The organism is Clostridium fallax (assembly GCF_900129365.1).
Classification (GTDB): Bacteria; Bacillota; Clostridia; order Clostridiales; family Clostridiaceae; genus Clostridium_AH; species Clostridium_AH fallax.
Genome location: NZ_FQVM01000003.1, coordinates 1 through 19,153, shown reverse-complemented (window position 1 = coordinate 19,153; position 19,153 = coordinate 1). Strand labels below are relative to the sequence as shown.

Here is a 19,153-nt window from a genome sequence, read left to right as displayed (position 1 = left end):
TATAAACAATTTATTAAGACTATTGCAATCCTTTAGGTTTTGATATATTATAATAATATATTATTATTTAATAATAATTATTATTTAATGAGGTGATATTTATGATTAAAGTATATACTACTAACTCTTGTCCTTGGTGTCTTAAAGCTAAGAACTATTTAAAATCTAAAAATGTAGCTTTTGAAGAACTTAATGTACAAGATGATATGGATGCAAGAGAAGATATGATAAAAAAATCAAATCAAAGAGGAGTTCCTGTTCTTGATATAAATGGAACTATAATCGTTGGTTTTGATAAAAATGCTATAGATAATGCAATATCAAAATAACATTAAATGAGAACTTTTATATTTACTTATTTAATATTTTAAAAAGCTCTTTAAGAAATTTCTTAAAGAGCTTTTTGTTTTATATTTTTATATATCTTTATTTATAGTTATCACAACAGCCTTAGGTCGAGACATAGCTTCTATAGAATATCTTATTCCTTGTGTTCCTATTCCAGATGCCTTTACGCCCAAGAATGGAAAATGATCTGGACCTCTTTCTGTTTTATTATTTACTTGAACAGTTCCTACCTCTAGTTTATCTGCTATATAGAAGGCTGAATTTATATTATTAGTAAATACTGATGCTTGAAGTCCATATTCTGATCTATTAGATATCTCTATAGCTTCATCTATATTATTTATTCTTATTATAGGTAATACAGGTCCAAAAGGCTCTTCCCAAGCTAATCTCATATCTAAAGATACATTATCAAATAATGTTGGATATATTATATTATTTTCTCTTTTACCACCTATTATAAGTTTAGCTCCTTTTTCTTCTGCTTCTTTTATAAGACTTTCTACAAAATCAGCAGCTTTGCTATTTATAAGAGGTACTATATCAACTTGTTCTTTTATAGGATTTCCAACCTTTAAATCCTTTATTTTTTCCTTTAACTTCTCTATTAGTTTATCTGCAACAGAATTCATAACTAATATTCTTTTTACAGCTGTGCATCTTTGACCAGAATAAGAATATGCTCCTGCTATTATATTTTTAACTGCTAAATCTAAATCTGCATCCTCTAAGATTATAGCAGCGTCCTTACCACCAAGTTCCATTAACAAAGGTTTCATTGAAGTAATTTGAGATATTCTCTTACCAACTTCTGTACTACCTGTAAAGTTAATAAAATCAACTATATCATGTGTTACAGAATAATCTCCTATTTCACTTCCTCTTCCTGTTATTGTATTTAACGCTCCATCTATAATACCAGCTTCTTGGAATACTCTAGCCAAATATAAAGCTGAAATAGATCCTTGAGTAGCTGGCTTTAAAACTACAGTATTTCCAGCAACTAATGCTGGTGCTATTTTAGATGCAGATAAATTTATAGGATAATTAAAAGGAGATATTGCAAGCACTACTCCTAATGGTTCTCTTGTAACTACAGAGATTTTGCTTCTATTAAACCCTGGAAAACTATCTGCTGGAATAGATTCTCCTTCCATACTTTTAGCTGCATCTGCCGTAAACTTTATATAGTCTGCTGTTCTCTTAACTTCTGCTACAGCACTCTTTTTATCCTTAGCTATTTCTCTAACTAAAATATCTGCAATTTCTTCTGCTTTCTCTTCTAATAAAACTGCAGCTTTATGAAGTATTTTAGCTCTTTCGTTTATAGGCACATCTCTCCATTTAGTTTGAGCCTCTTTTGCAATCCTTATAGTTTCATCTACTTCTTCCTTTGTCATACTTGGAATACTACCTACTAAACTTCCATCTACTGGTGATTTTATCTCTATTGTTTTTCCAGAAGTGCAACCTACCCACTTACCATTTATTAAGTTTTTATAGCACTTTTCATCGCAACATAAATTGTTAAACATATTATTCCTCCAAAGCTTTATCTATTTCTACTCTATCGTATCCTATTATAATTTTTCCGTTTATATCTACAACTGGTACAGTTCTTTGTTTAGAAACCTCATAAACCTCATCTCTATCTTCTTGCCTGTCTGCAACATTTATTTCTTCATATTTTAATCCTTTAGAATCAAAGTATCTTTTTAACTTAATACAAGCAGGACACCATGAAGTTGAATATAACTTAATCATAATTCTCCTCCTTAATCATTTATATATTTTTCAGCATCTAAAGCTGCAATAGTTCCATCAGCTACAGCAGTTGTTATTTGCCTAAATTCTTTTTCTCTAACATCTCCAGCCCCATATACACCTTTAATATTAGTTCTCATATTCTCATCAGTAATAATATACCCTCTAGAATTAAGATTAATGTAATCTTTAAATAAATCTGTTTTTGGTTTAGTTCCTATATATCCAAATAATCCATCTACCTTTATATCTTTTTCTTCTTGAGTTTTAACATTTTTAACTTTTAAGTATTCTAAAAATTCACCTCCATAGCCATTAACTAAATCCCAATTGTACATTATCTCTATTTTAGGATTCTTTTCTACTTGTTGTAATGTAGATACTTCTCCATTAAAATAATCGTGTCTTCTAATCATTATTACTTTCTTTGCAAATTTTGATAAAAATAGTGCCTCTTCTAAGGCTGCATTTCCACCGCCAACTACTGCAACTACTTTATCAGTATATATAGCTCCATCACATACAGCACAATAATGTATGCCTTTTCCTAAAAACTTTTCTTCATTTTCTATCGGAATTTTCTTTGGTGTTGCCCCTGTTGCTATTATCACAGCCTTAGGTTTATAAATATAACTACTTGTTTCAATAGTCTTTTCTTCATCTGATAAAGACACTTTTTCTATAAAATCAAACTCATCTATTGTAGCTCCTTGTTCTTTAGCTTGCTCCTCCATAAGATCAGCTAACTTTCCGCCTTCTACATTTTTAAAACCTGGATAATTTTCTATAGAATAGCTAGTTCTTACTTGGCCACCTAATATAGCATCCTCTATTAGAAGCATATTCATCTTTGCTCTAGCTGAATAAATTGCAGATGTTAATCCTGCTGGGCCTCCGCCTATTATCATTAGATCTATTTTTTTTACTTCTTTGCTCATAATCAATATCCTCCTTTAAATTAGGATTCTCTGTTACCCCTCATAGGTATATTTTAAATATATTATATCACTAATATAAAAAGTTACAATAGATTATATTATTTAATATTAATTATTAATAAATTATTAAATTTATTTTTATTTACTTAGTATATTCCTTTTGATAATTAATTATAATATAATTCATAAGTTCAACTTAAATTCCAAAATTATTCTTTGAATATAATTTAATTGGAGTTATAATGTATAGATGAATTATTATTAAATCACATGTATATATGCTTCTTTCACTTTGCTTAAATATTGAAAAGAAAGGTTGGAAGTATGAAGAGAATCTGGGGACTTTTTAAACGAGATATAAGAAAATTACTAGGCAATTGGGTTGCTCTAGTTGTTGTTGGAGGATTGATGATTCTCCCTTCGCTTTATGCGTGGTTTAACATAAAAGCATCCTGGGATCCTTACGGAAATACAAGTGGAATAAAAGTTGCCGTTACCAATGAAGATAAAGGAACCACATTAAAAAATAACAATATAAATATTGGTGATATGATTATTGAAAAATTAGAATCAAATACCAAAATAGGTTGGAGTTTTGTTTCTAAAGAAGAGGCTGAACAAGGGGTAAAAACTGGTAAATACTATGCAAGTATATTAGTACCAGAAGATTTTAGTGAAAAAATATCTAGTATTCTAACAAATAAAATTGAAAAGCCTCAATTAATTTATTCGGTAAATCAAAAAATCAATGCTATAGCACCTAAAATAACTGATAAAGGTATCTCTTCATTACAATCTGAAGTAAATAAAGCTTTTATTGAAGCAACTTCTGATGCGGTACTAAAAGTTATAAAGGCAGCTGGTGAGCAACTAGAAGATAAGAAACCTGCCATAGATAAATTTATAAATTTATTATTTGATATAGATGATAATATGGATAACTTTACTTCTAGTATAGATAATTTTTATAATGGTGCTTTATCCTTACAAGATACTCTAGCTCGTATTCAAGCAACACTTCCTACTTTTAATGACTTACTTACCAAGGCAATTGACATATCTAATAAAGGACAGGAGTTTATAATTTCGTCTAAAGAAAGTGTTGCAACAATAAGATCTACTATTAAAGATCAATTGGATAGAGTAAATGATTTATCAAAAGTAATAGATGCGAATATTAAAACAGCCTTTGAAACAATAAATTCTAATAATTCTCAAAAGGCTATTGATTTATTACAAAAAGCAAAAGATGAATGTTATACATTAGTTGATATAATAAGCAACGTTGAAGGAGTGTTAACTGAGTTTAATTCAGCTCATCCTAGTGATTTTATTAATAATTTAGTAACTACTTTAAACAACACTAAAGATTCTGTTCTAAAATTAACAGATTCATTAATACAGGCTATAGATTCTATAAATGCCAATGGTGTTGTTCCAAATGATAAAATAGACGCTATAAACAATAATATTAAGACAATAAATAATCAAATAAGAGATTCTATAAATCAATATAATTCTAAGGTTTCACCGGAAATAAATAAAACAATTGATACAATTTATGGTGGATTAAATGATACTTTAAAGATATTCCAAAAGAGTTCTTCTGTTTTACCTAGTATAAGCAGTGCCTTATCTAGTACTTCTGTAGCAACTTCCTTTGGATCAGAAGGATTAAAAAATGTTAAAGATATTCTTCTTGACTCAAAGAAAATGATTCATGATGCTGCTACAAAATTAAAAGAAGTGTCTGGAGATCAACAATTATCAGAAGCCTTAGATATAATAAAAGAGAATGCAAAATTAGAAAGTGAGTTTTTATCTAGCCCTGTAGAAATCAAAACTAATGATGTATATCCAATTCCAAGTTACGGTTCAGCAATGACACCATTCTATACTGTATTAGCAATTTGGGTTGGTGCTTTAATATTGGTTTCCCTATTATCAACTCACGTTAAAGAAGATGATGAATTTAAAGATTTAAAAGCTTATGAAATTTATTTTGGTAGACTTTTAACTTTCTTATTTATAGGATTTTTTCAATCATTAATCGTAAGTTTAGGTGATTTATTCTTATTAAGAATTTATTGTGTAAATAAAATTCTATTTGTTTTATTATCTTTATTTATAGGATTTATTTTCTGCACAGTAATTTATACCTTAACTTCTACCTTTGGTGATATTGGTAAAGCAACTGGCGTTATATTACTTGTTTTACAGGTAGCTGCTTCTGGAGGAACTTTCCCTATAGAACTTACACCTCCATTTTTCCAAGCTATAAATCCATTCTTACCATTTACATATGCAATTAATGCTATGAGAGAATGTGTTGCAGGAATATTTTGGCCAGCGTTATTAAAGGATATCCTATATCTTTTAATTTATCTTGCAATAGCCTTATTTATAGGTATTGTATTAAAATCTAAGCTTACAAAAGCTAATGAATTCTTTGAAGAAAAACTTGAGAAAACAGGTTTCATGTAATAAAAAACACAAAGAGAATATATTCTCTTTGTGTTTTTTAATTATTTATAAATAATAAATTTTTATTTTGAATTATAGCCTTTATACTATCTCCTCTTTTAATATTACCCCTTAATATCTCCTCACTAAGTTTATCTTCTATATATCTTGTTATAATTTTTCTTAAAGGTCTTGCTCCATAATCTAAATTATCATCTTTAGAAACTAAAAATCTCTTACTCTCCTCTGTAAATTCTATAAATATTTCTTTTTCCTTTAATCTTTTAGATATGGTACTAAGCATTATTTCCATAATCTTTATTAATTCTTCTTCTTTTAGCGGATTAAAAACTATAATATCATCTATTCTATTTAAAAACTCCGGTCTAAAAAATCTATTAACTTCTTTAATAGTATCTTCTTCTATATCTTTAAAGTTATTATTATCTCCTTCTTCACTATTTAAGGAAAAACCTACCTTATTTAAACTTTTTATTGAGTGAGCTCCTATATTAGATGTCATTATTATTATTGTATTCTTAAAATCTACTGACTTACCTTTACCATCAGTTAATATACCATCATCTAATATTTGAAGCAATATATTGAATATATCTTTATTAGCCTTCTCTATCTCATCAAATAACACAACGGAATAAGGATTCTTTCTTACTGCATCAGTTAAACATCCTCCCTCCTCATAACCTACATACCCTGGAGAAGAACCTATTAATCTAGATAATGAATTACTTTCCATATATTCAGACATATCCAACCTTATAATGTTTTTTTCATCTCCAAACATTATTTCTGCCAAAGCCTTAGATAGCTCTGTTTTTCCCACTCCAGTAGGACCTACAAATATAAATGAACCAATAGGCCTTTTAGGATCCTTAAGCCCAACTCTTCCTCTCCTAACAGCCCTAGAAATAGATTCTATAGCCTTAGTTTGACCAATTACTCTTTTATATAATAAATTTTCAAGTTTTAAAAGTTTTATAGATTCTTTTTCATTTATTTTTTGAAGGGGTATTTTTGTTAGCTTTGATACTACAGAAGCTATTTCCTCTTCCCCAACTATATTAGTATAATTTTTCACATCTTTTTCCTTAGCATAATAAAGCTTATATTTTTTGAAATCTCTAATATTTATATTTCTTAATTTATCTAAATAAATATGTTCTCTTCTATTTATTTTTAAATTTTTCTTCAATTCTTTAAAATTAACTAGTAAGTTTAAATTGTTAATTTTTACTTTTGCTGATGCCTCATCTATAAGATCAATAGCTTTATCAGGCATATATCTATTTTGTATATATCTATCTGATAATTCAATAGCTGCCGTTAAAGCTTTATCAGTAATTTTTACTCCGTGATAAATTTCATATTTACGTCTAATTCCCTTTAAAATTTTTAATGTATCATCATTGTTAGGTTCTTCTATAAATACTGATTGGAATCTTCTTGCAAAGGCTGAGTCCTTTTCAATATATTTTGCGTATTCGTCTATAGTAGTCGCCCCTATACATTGAATTTCTCCTCTAGCTAAAAATGGTTTTAATATATTAGAAGCATCTATAGCACCTTCTGCTCCACCAGCTCCAATTATTGTATGAATTTCATCTATAAATAATATAATATCCTCTTCTTTACTAATCTCATCTATAATCTTTTTAAGCCTTTCTTCAAATTCTCCCCTATACTTAGCTCCAGCTATTATAGAAGTTAAGCTTAATGAAAATATCCTCTTATTTTTTAATATTTTAGGAACCTTCCCCTCTACTATTTTTTTTGCTATTCCTTCTATTATTGCTGTTTTACCAACTCCAGGCTCTCCTATTAAGCATGGATTGTTTTTAATTTTTCTACATAGTATTTCAAGAACTCTTTCTATCTCATTATCTCTACCTACTACAGGTTCTAATCTATCCTCTTCTGCTAATAAGTTCAACTCTTTACCATAACGATTTAAAGTTTCTAATTTATTATTATACTGTATATAATTTTCTTGATTTTTTAGTATATTACAATTAGCTCCTTTTAATAAAGTAATTGAGTCTTCTCTTAATTTATCTAAATCTACATTTAAATTTGTTAAAATAATAAAAGCTAATCCTTCTCTTTCCTTTGTTAAAGCTATTAATATATGTTCCGGGGTTATATAATTTTGTCCTAAACTTTTTGCTTCATTGATACTTAAATCCATTAAACTTTTAGCTATTGGAGTTATTGGAATATCATCTAAAAAATAATTAATATCTCCCTCCCCAATATAATGACTAATAATATTTTGTATATTGCTTAATGTAACATTATGATTTTCTAAAACGCCTTTTATTTTTCCATTACTAGATGCAAGACCTAATAAGATATGTTCTGTTCCAATATATCCATGTTTAAGCTTTTTTGAATAATCACTAGCTTTTAGTAAAACCTTTTGAGACTTTTCTGTAAATCTTCCAAAGACCATATAATTCCTCCAAACCACTAATTTAATTATAATAAGTACTTTTTAAATTTATTAAGTAATGAAAAGTTAAGTTATTTTCATTATAGATTATTCCCTTTTTATGGAATTTTTACTCAAAATATAAGTGTATATTAATTTTTATAGATATGATTATTAAAAAAATTAGTGGTAATAATAAAGATAAAAATATATTGGATGTGATTTTATGGAAATAACATGGCTTGGTCATTCTTCATTTTTGATAAAAACTTCTAACGGAAAAAGAATTTTAACAGATCCCTTTAATACAGATATAGGATATATATCATTTAATTCTACTGTGGATATAATTACAATAAGCCATAGTCATTTTGATCATTGTGTACTAAAAAAAGAATGGAATAATTCAAAAGTCTTAAATTCTATAGGTATACATACCTTTCCATACTGCACAATAAAAGGTATACTTAGCTACCATGATAGAAATCAAGGCGTTTTAAGAGGAGAGAATATAATATTTTTATATGATTTAGATGGATTTAGAATATGTCATTTAGGCGATTTGGGGCATAGTCTCTCTAAAGAATTTATTAAATCCCTAGGAGATATAGACTTACTTTTAATCCCTGTAGGAGGAGAATATACTATAGATGGATTAGAAGCATCAAAAATTGCTAAATCTATTTCTTCATCATACATTATTCCTATGCATTATAAAACAAACAAACTTTCGTTTTCTTTAGATGGTCCTGAAAAATTTATAACCTCTATGAATAATGTAAATAAAATATCTTCTAATAGCTTCTATTTAACAGAAAAAAGTAAACTAAAAAATCAGGTTATTTTACTATCTTGTCCATAAATATCAATAAAATTTTATAATCTATATAATTAAAAATAAAAAAAATAGACCGCTAAGCGGTCTATTCAAAAGATTATTCTTGAACTGGTGCTCCAACTGGACAAACGTTAGCACAGTTTCCGCAATCTATGCAAGTATCTGCATCTATTACAAATATAGCATCTCCTTGAGTTATAGCGTTAACTGGACATTCTGAAGCACATGCTCCACAGCTTACACAAGCATCTGTAATTTTATATGCCATAATAAACACCTCCTGAAATTTTTGGTACAATACTTGTACCAAAATCATTTTATCACGTTTTTATTTAATTTAAAAGTATTTTGTTATTTTTAGCTTATATAATGGTATATCCTAACTCCTCAATATCTTCAATTATTCTATCTATATTCGTAAAATAATCATCAAAGACTATACTCACTTCACCTTTATCCTTACTTATTTCACAAGCTATAATTCCTTCATTATTTGTTATAGCTCGTTTAATTTTTTTTACATCTTCTGATGTTTTCATGTCTGGAATCTTAATTAAAGATTTCATAATTACCCTCCTAATTATCGTTAATCAAATCTTTAATAAGCTTTTTATCTATTTCGTCTTCAACTTCTATTTTTATTTCACTTTCATCAATATAGTCTTCATATTTTCCAGATATTAATTTAATATCATCTATACCAAATGACTCAATTATTTCCTCATCCTTTAAAGAAAGTTTAACTTTAACACTTTCTTTAACAACACTATTAGATATAACTTCTCCTTTACCTAATTCTGTCTCTACTACAGAGCCAACTTTAGGTAATCTCTTTCTTATTTGCTCATAAGTATCTTGCTCATAATTTAAACAGCACATTAATCTTCCACATATACCTGATATTTTAGTAGGATTTAGGGATAAATTTTGCTCTTTTGCCATCTTTATAGATACTGAAGCAAAATCACCTAAGAAACTTGAACAACACATGGATCTACCACAAGGGCCTAATCCACCTATCATCTTAGCTTCATCTCTGACTCCTATTTGTCTTAATTCTATTCTTGTTTTAAATATAGTGGCTAAGTCTTTAACTAACTCTCTAAAATCAACTCTTCCATCTGCTGTGAAATAAAATATAACTTTATTATTATCAAAAGTATACTCTACATCTATTAACTTCATAGTTAATCCATGTTCTTCTATCTTCTTTAAACATATATCAAAAGCATCTTTTTCTTTAGCTTTATTTTCTTGATGTTTTTTTATATCAGATTCATCAGCTACTCTTAAAACGGCTTTTAAAGGAGCTACTATCTCCTCTTCACTAATTTCCTTTTGTTGTATAACACATTGCCCAAACTCAATTCCCCTAGCAGTTTCAACAATAACATTATCATCTTTTTTTATCTCTATATCTTTAGGATCAAAGTAATATATTTTCCCAGCCTTTTTAAAACGTACACCTACAACTTTTATCATATTAAACCTCCAATAGATTCATAAGCATAACATCAAAAGTTATAGCAACATTAGTATTGTTTTTCAAATTTCGCCTTGTGTTATCTATAACCTCAATAATCCACTTTAATTTTTTATAGGACATAATATTAGATAATTCTATAATATTATCTATTTTATCTCCATTTATTATTATAGATAAATTCTCAACTTCTTTATATATTATTATGTCTCTTATAAAAGAAACTAATATTGCTAAAAAATCATCTATTTTATCACTATACTTTGAAAGCATTTCTCCATATTTAATAACTAACTTCTCATCTCTTATATTTATATCTTTTAATATATTTAATGCTAAGTCTCTAATATTTTTAAAATCTTGATCCTTTAAAAATTTATCTGCCCTTCCAGGAATTCCTGCACTAAATGCTATCAATGTATTTTTCAACTTATCATCTAAATTATTATAATTTTTATTTATGAAGCTTTCCATTTCAATTTTAGAAAGTGGTGATAATTTATGTATTTGACATCTTGATTTTACTGTATCTAAAATTAATTCTCCACTTTCACAAAGTATTATTATAAATACTCCCTTAGGTGGTTCTTCTATAGTTTTTAACAATGCGTTCTGCGCTTGAATTGTTAATTTATTTCCTTCATGAATTATAATAACCTTCTTATTTCCTTCATAAGGTTTTTTATTAATTTCAGATATTATACTTCTAACATCATCTACTCCAAAAGATAATTTACTTGGTTTATAGTGTACAATATCTATATACTCTCTATCCTCATTTTTACCCATTATTTGAAGAGCTATTTCTTTTGCTAATAAACTTTTGCCAATTCCGTCCTCTCCAATAATTAAATGAGCATGAGAGAGTGCATTATTCTTTATTTCATTGTAAACTCTTTTTCTTATAGCTTCATGGCCAATAAAATCCAATACACTCTCCCCCAATATTTATTAGATTTTTATAAAATTATCTACGTCAACAACAAAAACTGTAGCTCCACCAACTTCAACTTCAACAGGATAAGGAATATATACTCCAGTTGTTCCTGACATAGGTGATGGAGATGTAACTATCTGTTTTCTAGTTTTACAAACATCATCAATTATATTTATTATTTTATCTACCTTATGTTCTTCTACACCAATTAATAATGTTGTATTGCCAGATTTTAAAAATCCTCCAGTTGTTGCTAATTTTGTTACCCTGAACCCCTCATCTGTAATAGTTTCTACTAAGTCTAATGCATCGTCGTCTTGTACAATAGCAATGATTAACTTCATAAAAACACACCCCTTCATAAATAAAGTACCTTTATTATTTTTTATTTTATCACAACTATATCACTTTGAATATATCATTACAATATATGTTTATTTTTATCAATAATTCTATCAATTATTAATAAAACATCTTCTTTTACAGAGTCAATATTTCTAGATGCATCTATCTTAACTACCTTATCTTTAAATTTCTCTTCTAAAATTAAATATCCCTCCCTTACCTTTTTATGGAATTCTATAGCTTCAAGATCTAATCTATTTACTTCTCTTTCTTTATTTTTTTCTATTCTCTTAAGTCCAATTTCTGGTTCTATATCAAATAATATATTTATATCTGGCATATACTCTTCAATTGCAAACATATTTATATTCATAACTTCATCTATGCCTAAACCTCTAGCATAACCTTGATATGCTAGGGATGATAACACAAATCTATCACATAATACTATCTTTCCATCGTTAAGAGCAGGAATTACTTTCTCTACTAAATGCTGTCTTCTTGAAGCTGCATAAAGTAACGCTTCAGTTCTTCCATCCATTTTAGTATTATTTTTATTTAAAATAACTTCTCTTATTTGCTCTGATATATTAATACCACCTGGTTCTCTTGTTAATATACAAGTTATTCCTCTATTTTTTAAATAATCTCCTACTAAATTCATTAAAGTTGTTTTTCCTGATCCATCTGGACCTTCAAAAACTATAAATAATCCTTTTTTCATTTCTTACACACTCACTTTATATAATATAAATAATTTAATATAAAACTATATTAATAGTTTTGTTTATACTTTATTTATTATACTTGTTCTTCAACAATTTTAATATAATTATTATTTATTCCTAATATTGTAACACCCATTTTTATTAAATTATTTATAACCTCAATATGCCTTTTCTCAATTTGCTCTCCCATCATAATGAATGGTACACCTGGAGGATAGGGAACTATATTATCTGCACATATAAATCCACAAGCTTCTTCTATTAAAACATCTTTTTTCTCGCTATCCATTACTTTATAAGGTTCTATTATAGTTTTAGGAATATCATATAAAAGATATTCTAGTTCCTTAGAATCACTTTTTATATAATTTAAATCACAATTTTTTATAGCTCCTGTTAATCTTTTAAAATCTTCTTCAGTATTAAAAACAGTTGGTATTAAAACTACATTACAATCATCACTCATCTCTGCCTGTATCCTATTTTCTCTTAAGTAATCTAAAAATTTATGACCACTGAATCCTTTCTTTAAATTAAATACTATTCTAGATTTATCTAAAGATAAATTATTCTCTTTAATATCCTCATTTAAAAAATCTTCATCTATTATTTTTATATAATCTTTATCACTAATATCATCTTTTAATTTATCTATTCTTTGAATTAATTTATCATAAGCACTTTTTCCTTCATATTGAAGAAAAGCTCGTCCATAATCCATAGAAGCCATAAACATATACGAAGGGCTAGTACTACTAAATACGCCTACGAAAAAATCAGCTTTTTCTATTAACTCTTTATTATTTATATGCAAAAAAGCTGTTTGAGTAAGACTAGGTAATGTTTTATGAGCACTCATAACAACCATATCAGCACCTAACTCCACAGCATTTTTAGGTAAGTTTTTATTTATACCAAAATGTGCACCATGTGCACTATCTATTAATATCTTTATGTTTCTTTCTCTACAAAGATTTATAACCCTTTTTAAATCGCAGCCAATTCCATAATAATTAGGATATGTTAAAATTATTGCTTTTATATTTTCTTTATTTATTATATCTTCTAGCTGTTTTATATCAAAGGATATTGGAACATTCATTTTACTGCTCATTTTATTTTTTAAATATATAGGTCTTAGTTTTCTCATTATTATTCCATTAAAAATTGATCTATGACAATTTCTTTCAACCAAAACTTTATCCCCTTCATTTAAAGAAGAAAAAATCATAATGAGATTTCCTGATGTACTTCCATTAACTAAAAAATATGATTTTTCACTTTTATATAAGTTCCTAAGCTCTTCAAGAGATTCTTTTATTATTCCCTCTGGTTTATGAAGATTATCTAAGCCATCTACTTCTGTTAAATCTGCTTTTAAAATTATCTCTTCTAAATCAACACCTAAACTAGGTATATTGAATCCCCTACCTTGCTTATGCCCCGGCATAGAAAAAGGAGAATTATATTCTTCAATGTATTTCTTTAATCCTTTTACTAAAGGTATTTTTTCCAATGTATCCTCTCCTTAATATTTGATTTTTATAAAAAAGATTTCTGTATTTTAGGTACAATATTATTTTGAATTATTTTTTTATAATAATTGTAAAAATCTGTATTTGCATCACAGTGTATAATTTTTTTCTCACAGTGATTACATATCTGATTCCCTTTAATTATTATACCATTTGATTCTTTTTTTCTACATACAACACATATATTTTCCATCATAAATCCTCTCCTAAATACAATTAATATCTTATTTGAATTATTGACAGAGTAATTCTATTATATTCATTTTTATTTATATCTTATTTATTTTAATATAAATATTTTAATTCATATTAGGATAAACTAATTTTGAATATTTATCAGGAGGCATTATCATGAAACAAAAAATTATCTCTTATTTATCAACAGAGAAAGATGATTTATATAAACTTTGTAATTATTTATATGAAAATCCAGAGGATAGCTATAAAGAACATAAATCCTGTGAATATATATCTAACTTTTTATCCCAAAGAGGATTTGATGTAGAAAAAAATTTCTTAGGGATAGATAACTCCTTTATAGCTAAAAAAGGTTCTGGTCACCCTAAGATTTGTTATCTATGCGAATACGATGCTATAAAAAATGAAGGTCATATAACAGGCCATAATTTATTAACAACAATTTCTGTTACAGCTTCAATTGCTCTTGGTAAAATTATTGATAATTTTCAAGGTACTGTTATTCTAATAGGATGTCCTGGAGAATATTTAGGTGGCACAAAATCAACTATGGCTCACCAAAAAGTTTTTGATGATATAGATATAGTTATGGAAGCTCATCCTGATATAGTTACATGTGAAAGTGGAACATCTTCAGCTATAATTCCACTAAAGGTTTCTTTCCTAGGAAATAATGGTTTAAAGTTTTTAAATGAAAATAATTATAGCTCTTTAGATGCTATACTTTGTTATTTTTCTCTTATAAACTCACTTTCTAAGGGACTTCCTAAAGATGTTAATATAGATTCTATATTATCTAAAGGAGGAAACACTCCTTCGTTAGTACCATTAGAATCTGAAGCTAAATTTTATATTCGTTCAAATGAAATGGATACAGCTAAAATAATAGAAGAAAAGTTAAGAAATTGTGCTAATTATATAACTGAATTAATGGGAATACAAAATTCAGTATCATTATATGAACCTCCAAGCGAAGAGTTATTAACTAATATAACTCTTAATAGATTATTTAGTCATAATCTAAAGGAAAATGGTATTATAGACATATGTGATCCTAGAAATATAATAGCTGGCTTAAGTCTAGGTTCTGTAAGCCATATAGCACCTTCAATACATCCATATATATCAATAGTTGAACCTAATTCAACTATTAAATATGGAACTAAGGATTTTGCAAAACATACATTATCTGAATATGCTCAAGAGCAAGGATTAAAAGCAGCATTATCTTTAGCTTTTACAGGTTTAGATTTGATAGAAAACGAAAATTTATTAGCAGAAGTAAAAAGTGAATTTTTCTCTGAAAATAAAAATCATATATATTAATATTTATATATAATTTTAAATTAGGTTTTTTATTAAAATTATAAGTATGTAAAAAGTTATGATATATTAAAATACTAAAAGATTTTATCTAAAATTGTTTAAACGTAAATATAATATATCATTTCATAAAAATAAGTACCTTAAAATAATTTTTATAATTATTTTAAGGTACTTCCTATTTTAATTTATATTACTCTTTTATATCTATCTTTAATTCTAATTATCTTATTTATTAATTCACTACTTGGCTGAAAATAAACTTTTCTATAATTATCTCCTAGTTTATAAACACAACAGCAATTTTTACCAGTAGCTGTATTACATATATATTTCTTCTTAACAGAAGCATTATATTTTTTATATTCGTCACTATTATTTCCTATATAAACTATATCAGATAATCTTATTTTTTCTAATATTTTCTCTTCATCTGAAATAATTTTATGAATCATTAATTTATCTGCTATTATTGAATATTTATATTTTACTTTACATTGGAATAATTCAAATACTAAAAAAGCAGTTGTTATTATTGCCAGCAAAGGATCTGTATATATATCAAGCTTACTGTTATTTATTTTTATACGTCCTATAATATTAGCTAAAAAAATCATAGCACATAAAACAACAACGGAACTTATAATTGTAGTTGATTTTCTTCTTTTTATTAATTCCCTATGCATAGTATTTAAACTCCTCCATAAACTTATATTTTAAGATAATGAGATTATACATTCCTTTTTATAATTAATCTACACTCAATTATATGAAAATTCGTTGTTTAATTGGATTTAACATTAATTACATCATAACACCGTTTAAAATCTCATTAAATTAAATACAAGCTACTATTTACTCTTAAATACAAGTTGATAAAAATTTCTTTTAACTTTCAAATAATTCTAATTAATAGTATAAATTTAATTTAGTTTACCAAACAACTATTAGTTAGTATAATTATATGTATAGCTTGGAGGTGACATTAGCATGATTCAAATTTATAAATCTATTAGTGAGTCTAATCCTACACTTAAGGCATTAGATAATATAGAACCAGGTTGTTGGATAAACATGGTGGCTCCATCTCCTGAAGAACTGCTTATAATTTCTAAAAAAACAGGAGTTTCATTAGATTTATTAAAGGCTCCTCTAGATGATGAAGAAGCATCTCGTATAGATTTTGAAGATGATAATTTATTAGTTATAGTTGATATTCCTTTTACAGAAATGGAGGATAATTCCTTAACTTATGATACCTATCCATTAGGTATTATTCATACTAATAAAGAAATTATAACAATTTGTTTGAAGAACAGCAAAATATTAACAGATTTTTCCAAAGGTAAAATTAAATCTTTCTTTTCTTTTAAAAAGTCAAGATTTATATTACAAATTTTAAATAGAATCTCTACATATTATTTACTTTATTTAAGACAAATTGATAAAAAAAGCGTAATGATAGAAAAAAGACTTCATAAATCTATGAAAAATAGAGAATTAATTCAATTACATTCATTAGAAAAATCCTTAGTTTATTTTTCTACATCCTTAAAATCTAATGAAATAACATTAGAAAAAATGCTAAAACTTAATATTATTCAAAAATATCCTGAAGATAAAGATGTTTTAGAAGATGTAATAATAGAAAATAAACAAGCAATAGAGATGACTGAAATATACAGTAATATACTTGCAAGTACAATGGATTTCTTTGCATCAGTAATTTCAAATAACTTAAATATAGTAATGAAAGTTTTAGCTTCTGTTACTATATTACTTGCTATCCCTACAATAATAGGTGGAATTTATGGAATGAACGTTCCTTTGCCATTTCAAGATGAACCATCTGCATTTTATTTTATATTATTTATCACTTTAGTTATTTGTGGCGGTGTAGCATTTATATTATATAAAAAAGATATGTTTTCTTAATTATATCGTCTTTTAACATTAAAAAATTAAATTACTTTTGTTTTTAATATAATAGTCTAATTGAATTCAATCTTAAAAGATAAAATTAATATCTCATTAATATTAATTTAGCTCTTTAACCTTATAGTTTTTTATAAAAACTTAAATATTTATTAGTTAGTAAACATATATTTAAAATACTGAATTAAAACAATATTTTATTTTAATATATAAATATTTTTATTTTATATATTAAAATTTTATGTTTTGATTCAGTATTTTTATTTTTTAATAAGTATTTTAGTAATTCATTTAACAAATGTTTTAAAAATTTATATAATATTATATAAATTTTTACCGAGGTAAATAAAAATGTTAGGAAAAAAATTATGTTTTGGAGACACAATAGGTATAGTTGCTCCTGCTAGCTGTGATGATGATAACGTTATTAATGAAAAAATTGAAATTTTTAAATCTCTTGGCTTCAAAATAAAAAAGGGAAGACATTTATATGATAAATATGGCTATTTAGCTGGTAAAGATAAAGAAAGAGCTGATGATTTAAATGAAATGTTTGCTAATCCTAAAATAAAAGCAATTATATGCTATAGAGGTGGATATGGATCTATAAGAATGTTAAAATATTTAGATTTATCTATAATAAAAAAAAATCCTAAAATCTTTTGTGGATTTAGTGATATAACATTAATTTTAAATTATCTATATAAAAAGTGTAATTTAATAACCTTTCATGGACCTATGATAAATTCTAAACTTAGTGATCCAATAACAAAAGAAAGCTTATTTAAAGCTCTTGTAAAGGGTACTCATCCATATAATATACCTCTTTATAAGAATTGTAATTATTATAACTTTAGAAAACCAACTACTTCAGGTATCCTTGTAGGTGGAAACTTATCTTTAATATGTAATTCACTAAAAACACCTTATGAAATTGATACTAAAAATAAAATATTATTAATAGAAGATGTAAGTGAAAATATTTATTCTATAGATAGAATGTTAAATCAATTAATTTATTCAAAAAAACTTTTAGACTGTAAAGGAATAATTCTTGGATATTTTACTCCTAATATTAATGATAAACGAAAGAACAACTTTTCTTTTAATGAATTAATAAAAAAATTATTAATTCCATTAAAAAAGCCTATAATAACAAACTTTCCTTCTGGTCATGAATATCCTAATATTACTTTACCAATTGGATCTTTAGTAGAAATTGACTCTCTTCAAAAGAAACTATCTATAAAATCTTCTGTAGTTAAATAAAAAGTTTTCCACAAATATATACTAATTTCAATTACTTATCCACAATTTATTATATTTTTCTATTATTCCCATATAAATCTGTGGATACTTTTTTATTAATTTTATAATATAGGGAAAAAATAAAGTCTAGTAACTTAGTTACTAGACTTTTAAGTTTGGAGGCGCCACCCAGATTTGAACTGGGGATAAAGGTTTTGCAGACCTCTGCCTTACCACTTGGCTATAGCGCCATACTGGTGGCTCGAACTGGAATCGAACCAGTGACACGAGGATTTTCAGTCCTCTGCTCTACCGACTGAGCTATCGAGCCATACTAACCTGGCAACCATCTACTCTCCCACTCAGTCGCCCAAGCAGTACCATCGACCGTTTAAATCTTAACCTTCGTGTTCGGTATGGGAACGGGTGTAACCTTTAAACGCATTATTACCAGATTTTATTTTGAAGAAATTTTGTTCCTTCAAAATTGCACATAAGTTTTATTGGTCAAGCCCTCGATCTATTAGTATCAGTCAACTGAACATGTTACCATGCTTACATCTCTGACCTATCAACCTTGTGTTCTTCAAGGGATCTTACTAGCTTACGCTATGGGAAATC

19 protein-coding genes, 2 tRNA genes and 2 rRNA genes are annotated in these 19,153 nt (G+C 26.7%); 6 read left to right on the top strand and 17 right to left on the bottom strand.

What is annotated here, in order from left to right; translation table 11 throughout:
• Nucleotides 1-101: 101 nt before the first annotated feature.
• Nucleotides 102-329 carry a glutaredoxin family protein gene (locus BUA70_RS02255; protein WP_072892601.1) on the top strand — a complete coding sequence of 76 codons (228 nt, stop codon included), beginning with the start codon at nt 102-104 and terminating at the stop codon, nt 327-329.
• An 87-nt stretch (nt 330-416) separates the two neighbouring features.
• Here the strand turns inward: BUA70_RS02255 and BUA70_RS02250 are convergent, their stop codons facing one another.
• From BUA70_RS02250 to trxB, 3 genes are read right to left on the bottom strand one after another with little or no spacing between them, the layout of a single operon-like run.
• A complete protein-coding gene (locus BUA70_RS02250; protein ID WP_072892600.1) occupies nt 417-1,883 on the bottom strand; it encodes an NADP-dependent glyceraldehyde-3-phosphate dehydrogenase in 1,467 nt (488 codons plus the stop codon).
• A gap of 1 nt (nt 1,884) precedes the next feature.
• Nucleotides 1,885-2,112, bottom strand: a complete 228-nt coding sequence (locus BUA70_RS02245) for a glutaredoxin domain-containing protein (RefSeq protein WP_072892599.1) — start codon at nt 2,110-2,112, stop codon at nt 1,885-1,887.
• 11 nt (nt 2,113-2,123) lie between these two features.
• Nucleotides 2,124-3,050, bottom strand: coding sequence for a thioredoxin-disulfide reductase (trxB, locus tag BUA70_RS02240; RefSeq protein WP_072892598.1), 927 nt, complete (start codon nt 3,048-3,050; stop codon nt 2,124-2,126).
• 324 nt (nt 3,051-3,374) lie between these two features.
• Here trxB and BUA70_RS02235 point away from each other — a divergent pair, with 324 nt between their 5' ends.
• Complete coding sequence (locus BUA70_RS02235) at nt 3,375-5,534, top strand: YhgE/Pip domain-containing protein (protein ID WP_072892597.1); 2,160 nt, start codon at nt 3,375-3,377, stop codon at nt 5,532-5,534.
• A gap of 37 nt (nt 5,535-5,571) precedes the next feature.
• Here BUA70_RS02235 and BUA70_RS02230 read toward each other — a convergent pair whose 3' ends face one another.
• Nucleotides 5,572-7,983 (bottom strand): ATP-dependent Clp protease ATP-binding subunit, encoded by a 2,412-nt coding sequence (locus BUA70_RS02230; RefSeq protein WP_072892596.1) that lies wholly within the window; start codon nt 7,981-7,983, stop codon nt 5,572-5,574.
• 205 nt (nt 7,984-8,188) lie between these two features.
• Here BUA70_RS02230 and BUA70_RS02225 point away from each other — a divergent pair, with 205 nt between their 5' ends.
• On the top strand, nt 8,189-8,824 hold the full coding sequence (locus BUA70_RS02225) for an MBL fold metallo-hydrolase (RefSeq protein ID WP_072892595.1): 636 nt from the start codon (nt 8,189-8,191) through the stop codon (nt 8,822-8,824).
• 73 nt (nt 8,825-8,897) lie between these two features.
• On the opposite strand, the gene BUA70_RS02220 is transcribed toward BUA70_RS02225, so the two are convergent.
• The 8 genes from BUA70_RS02220 to BUA70_RS02185 all read right to left on the bottom strand — a co-directional run bounded on the left by BUA70_RS02220 (nt 8,898) and on the right by BUA70_RS02185 (nt 14,021).
• Entirely contained in the window at nt 8,898-9,068 is a 171-nt protein-coding gene (locus tag BUA70_RS02220; protein ID WP_072892594.1) for a DUF362 domain-containing protein, read from the bottom strand.
• Nucleotides 9,069-9,162: 94 nt separating this feature from the next.
• On the bottom strand, nt 9,163-9,366 hold the full coding sequence (locus BUA70_RS02215) for a heavy-metal-associated domain-containing protein (protein ID WP_072892593.1): 204 nt from the start codon (nt 9,364-9,366) through the stop codon (nt 9,163-9,165).
• Nucleotides 9,367-9,376: 10 nt separating this feature from the next.
• Nucleotides 9,377-10,282: a PSP1 domain-containing protein gene (locus BUA70_RS02210; protein WP_072892592.1), complete on the bottom strand. Its 906-nt coding sequence runs from the start codon at nt 10,280-10,282 to the stop codon at nt 9,377-9,379.
• Nucleotide 10,283: 1 nt separating this feature from the next.
• Entirely contained in the window at nt 10,284-11,213 is a 930-nt protein-coding gene (locus BUA70_RS02205; RefSeq protein ID WP_072892591.1) for a DNA polymerase III subunit delta', read from the bottom strand.
• Nucleotides 11,214-11,234: 21 nt separating this feature from the next.
• Entirely contained in the window at nt 11,235-11,564 is a 330-nt protein-coding gene (locus tag BUA70_RS02200) for a cyclic-di-AMP receptor (protein ID WP_072892590.1), read from the bottom strand.
• Nucleotides 11,565-11,641: 77 nt separating this feature from the next.
• Nucleotides 11,642-12,289 carry a dTMP kinase gene (gene tmk / locus BUA70_RS02195; protein ID WP_072892589.1) on the bottom strand — a complete coding sequence of 216 codons (648 nt, stop codon included), beginning with the start codon at nt 12,287-12,289 and terminating at the stop codon, nt 11,642-11,644.
• A 77-nt stretch (nt 12,290-12,366) separates the two neighbouring features.
• On the bottom strand, nt 12,367-13,809 hold the full coding sequence (locus BUA70_RS02190; protein WP_072892588.1) for an aminotransferase class I/II-fold pyridoxal phosphate-dependent enzyme: 1,443 nt from the start codon (nt 13,807-13,809) through the stop codon (nt 12,367-12,369).
• Between the two features lie 26 nt (nt 13,810-13,835).
• Nucleotides 13,836-14,021, bottom strand: coding sequence for a sigma factor G inhibitor Gin (locus tag BUA70_RS02185; RefSeq protein ID WP_159429630.1), 186 nt, complete (start codon nt 14,019-14,021; stop codon nt 13,836-13,838).
• 158 nt (nt 14,022-14,179) lie between these two features.
• On the opposite strand from BUA70_RS02185, the gene BUA70_RS02180 reads away from it, so the two are divergent.
• Nucleotides 14,180-15,352 carry a zinc-binding metallopeptidase family protein gene (locus tag BUA70_RS02180; RefSeq protein WP_072892586.1) on the top strand — a complete coding sequence of 391 codons (1,173 nt, stop codon included), beginning with the start codon at nt 14,180-14,182 and terminating at the stop codon, nt 15,350-15,352.
• A 185-nt stretch (nt 15,353-15,537) separates the two neighbouring features.
• Here BUA70_RS02180 and BUA70_RS02175 read toward each other — a convergent pair whose 3' ends face one another.
• Complete coding sequence (locus BUA70_RS02175) at nt 15,538-16,035, bottom strand: hypothetical protein (protein ID WP_072892585.1); 498 nt, start codon at nt 16,033-16,035, stop codon at nt 15,538-15,540.
• Nucleotides 16,036-16,339: 304 nt separating this feature from the next.
• On the opposite strand from BUA70_RS02175, the gene BUA70_RS02170 reads away from it, so the two are divergent.
• On the top strand, nt 16,340-17,284 hold the full coding sequence (locus BUA70_RS02170) for a magnesium transporter CorA family protein (protein WP_072892584.1): 945 nt from the start codon (nt 16,340-16,342) through the stop codon (nt 17,282-17,284).
• 351 nt (nt 17,285-17,635) lie between these two features.
• Nucleotides 17,636-18,553 carry a S66 peptidase family protein gene (locus BUA70_RS02165; protein ID WP_072892583.1) on the top strand — a complete coding sequence of 306 codons (918 nt, stop codon included), beginning with the start codon at nt 17,636-17,638 and terminating at the stop codon, nt 18,551-18,553.
• Nucleotides 18,554-18,709: 156 nt separating this feature from the next.
• On the opposite strand, the gene BUA70_RS02160 is transcribed toward BUA70_RS02165, so the two are convergent.
• From BUA70_RS02160 to BUA70_RS02145, 4 genes are all read right to left on the bottom strand, one after another.
• Nucleotides 18,710-18,783 (bottom strand) — tRNA-Cys (locus tag BUA70_RS02160).
• 4 nt (nt 18,784-18,787) lie between these two features.
• Nucleotides 18,788-18,863: transfer RNA gene (locus BUA70_RS02155), tRNA-Phe, on the bottom strand.
• A 6-nt stretch (nt 18,864-18,869) separates the two neighbouring features.
• Nucleotides 18,870-18,987: ribosomal RNA gene (rrf, locus tag BUA70_RS02150) — 5S ribosomal RNA — on the bottom strand.
• 48 nt (nt 18,988-19,035) lie between these two features.
• Nucleotides 19,036-19,153: ribosomal RNA gene (locus BUA70_RS02145) — 23S ribosomal RNA — on the bottom strand; the annotation flags it as partial.

What these genes read in the sequence shown, in the direction of transcription:
- BUA70_RS02255 (WP_072892601.1), top strand. Translation starts at nt 102, where the DNA reads ATGATTAAAGTATATACTACTAACTCTTGTCCTTGGTGTCTTAAAGCT.
- BUA70_RS02250 (WP_072892600.1), bottom strand. Translation starts at nt 1,883, where the DNA reads ATGTTTAACAATTTATGTTGCGATGAAAAGTGCTATAAAAACTTAATA.
- BUA70_RS02245 (WP_072892599.1), bottom strand. Translation starts at nt 2,112, where the DNA reads ATGATTAAGTTATATTCAACTTCATGGTGTCCTGCTTGTATTAAGTTA.
- trxB (WP_072892598.1), bottom strand. Translation starts at nt 3,050, where the DNA reads ATGAGCAAAGAAGTAAAAAAAATAGATCTAATGATAATAGGCGGAGGC.
- BUA70_RS02235 (WP_072892597.1), top strand. Translation starts at nt 3,375, where the DNA reads ATGAAGAGAATCTGGGGACTTTTTAAACGAGATATAAGAAAATTACTA.
- BUA70_RS02230 (WP_072892596.1), bottom strand. Translation starts at nt 7,983, where the DNA reads ATGGTCTTTGGAAGATTTACAGAAAAGTCTCAAAAGGTTTTACTAAAA.
- BUA70_RS02225 (WP_072892595.1), top strand. Translation starts at nt 8,189, where the DNA reads ATGGAAATAACATGGCTTGGTCATTCTTCATTTTTGATAAAAACTTCT.
- BUA70_RS02220 (WP_072892594.1), bottom strand. Translation starts at nt 9,068, where the DNA reads ATGGCATATAAAATTACAGATGCTTGTGTAAGCTGTGGAGCATGTGCT.
- BUA70_RS02215 (WP_072892593.1), bottom strand. Translation starts at nt 9,366, where the DNA reads ATGAAATCTTTAATTAAGATTCCAGACATGAAAACATCAGAAGATGTA.
- BUA70_RS02210 (WP_072892592.1), bottom strand. Translation starts at nt 10,282, where the DNA reads ATGATAAAAGTTGTAGGTGTACGTTTTAAAAAGGCTGGGAAAATATAT.
- BUA70_RS02200 (WP_072892590.1), bottom strand. Translation starts at nt 11,564, where the DNA reads ATGAAGTTAATCATTGCTATTGTACAAGACGACGATGCATTAGACTTA.
- tmk (WP_072892589.1), bottom strand. Translation starts at nt 12,289, where the DNA reads ATGAAAAAAGGATTATTTATAGTTTTTGAAGGTCCAGATGGATCAGGA.
- BUA70_RS02185 (WP_159429630.1), bottom strand. Translation starts at nt 14,021, where the DNA reads ATGGAAAATATATGTGTTGTATGTAGAAAAAAAGAATCAAATGGTATA.
- BUA70_RS02180 (WP_072892586.1), top strand. Translation starts at nt 14,180, where the DNA reads ATGAAACAAAAAATTATCTCTTATTTATCAACAGAGAAAGATGATTTA.
- BUA70_RS02175 (WP_072892585.1), bottom strand. Translation starts at nt 16,035, where the DNA reads ATGCATAGGGAATTAATAAAAAGAAGAAAATCAACTACAATTATAAGT.
- BUA70_RS02170 (WP_072892584.1), top strand. Translation starts at nt 16,340, where the DNA reads ATGATTCAAATTTATAAATCTATTAGTGAGTCTAATCCTACACTTAAG.
- BUA70_RS02165 (WP_072892583.1), top strand. Translation starts at nt 17,636, where the DNA reads ATGTTAGGAAAAAAATTATGTTTTGGAGACACAATAGGTATAGTTGCT.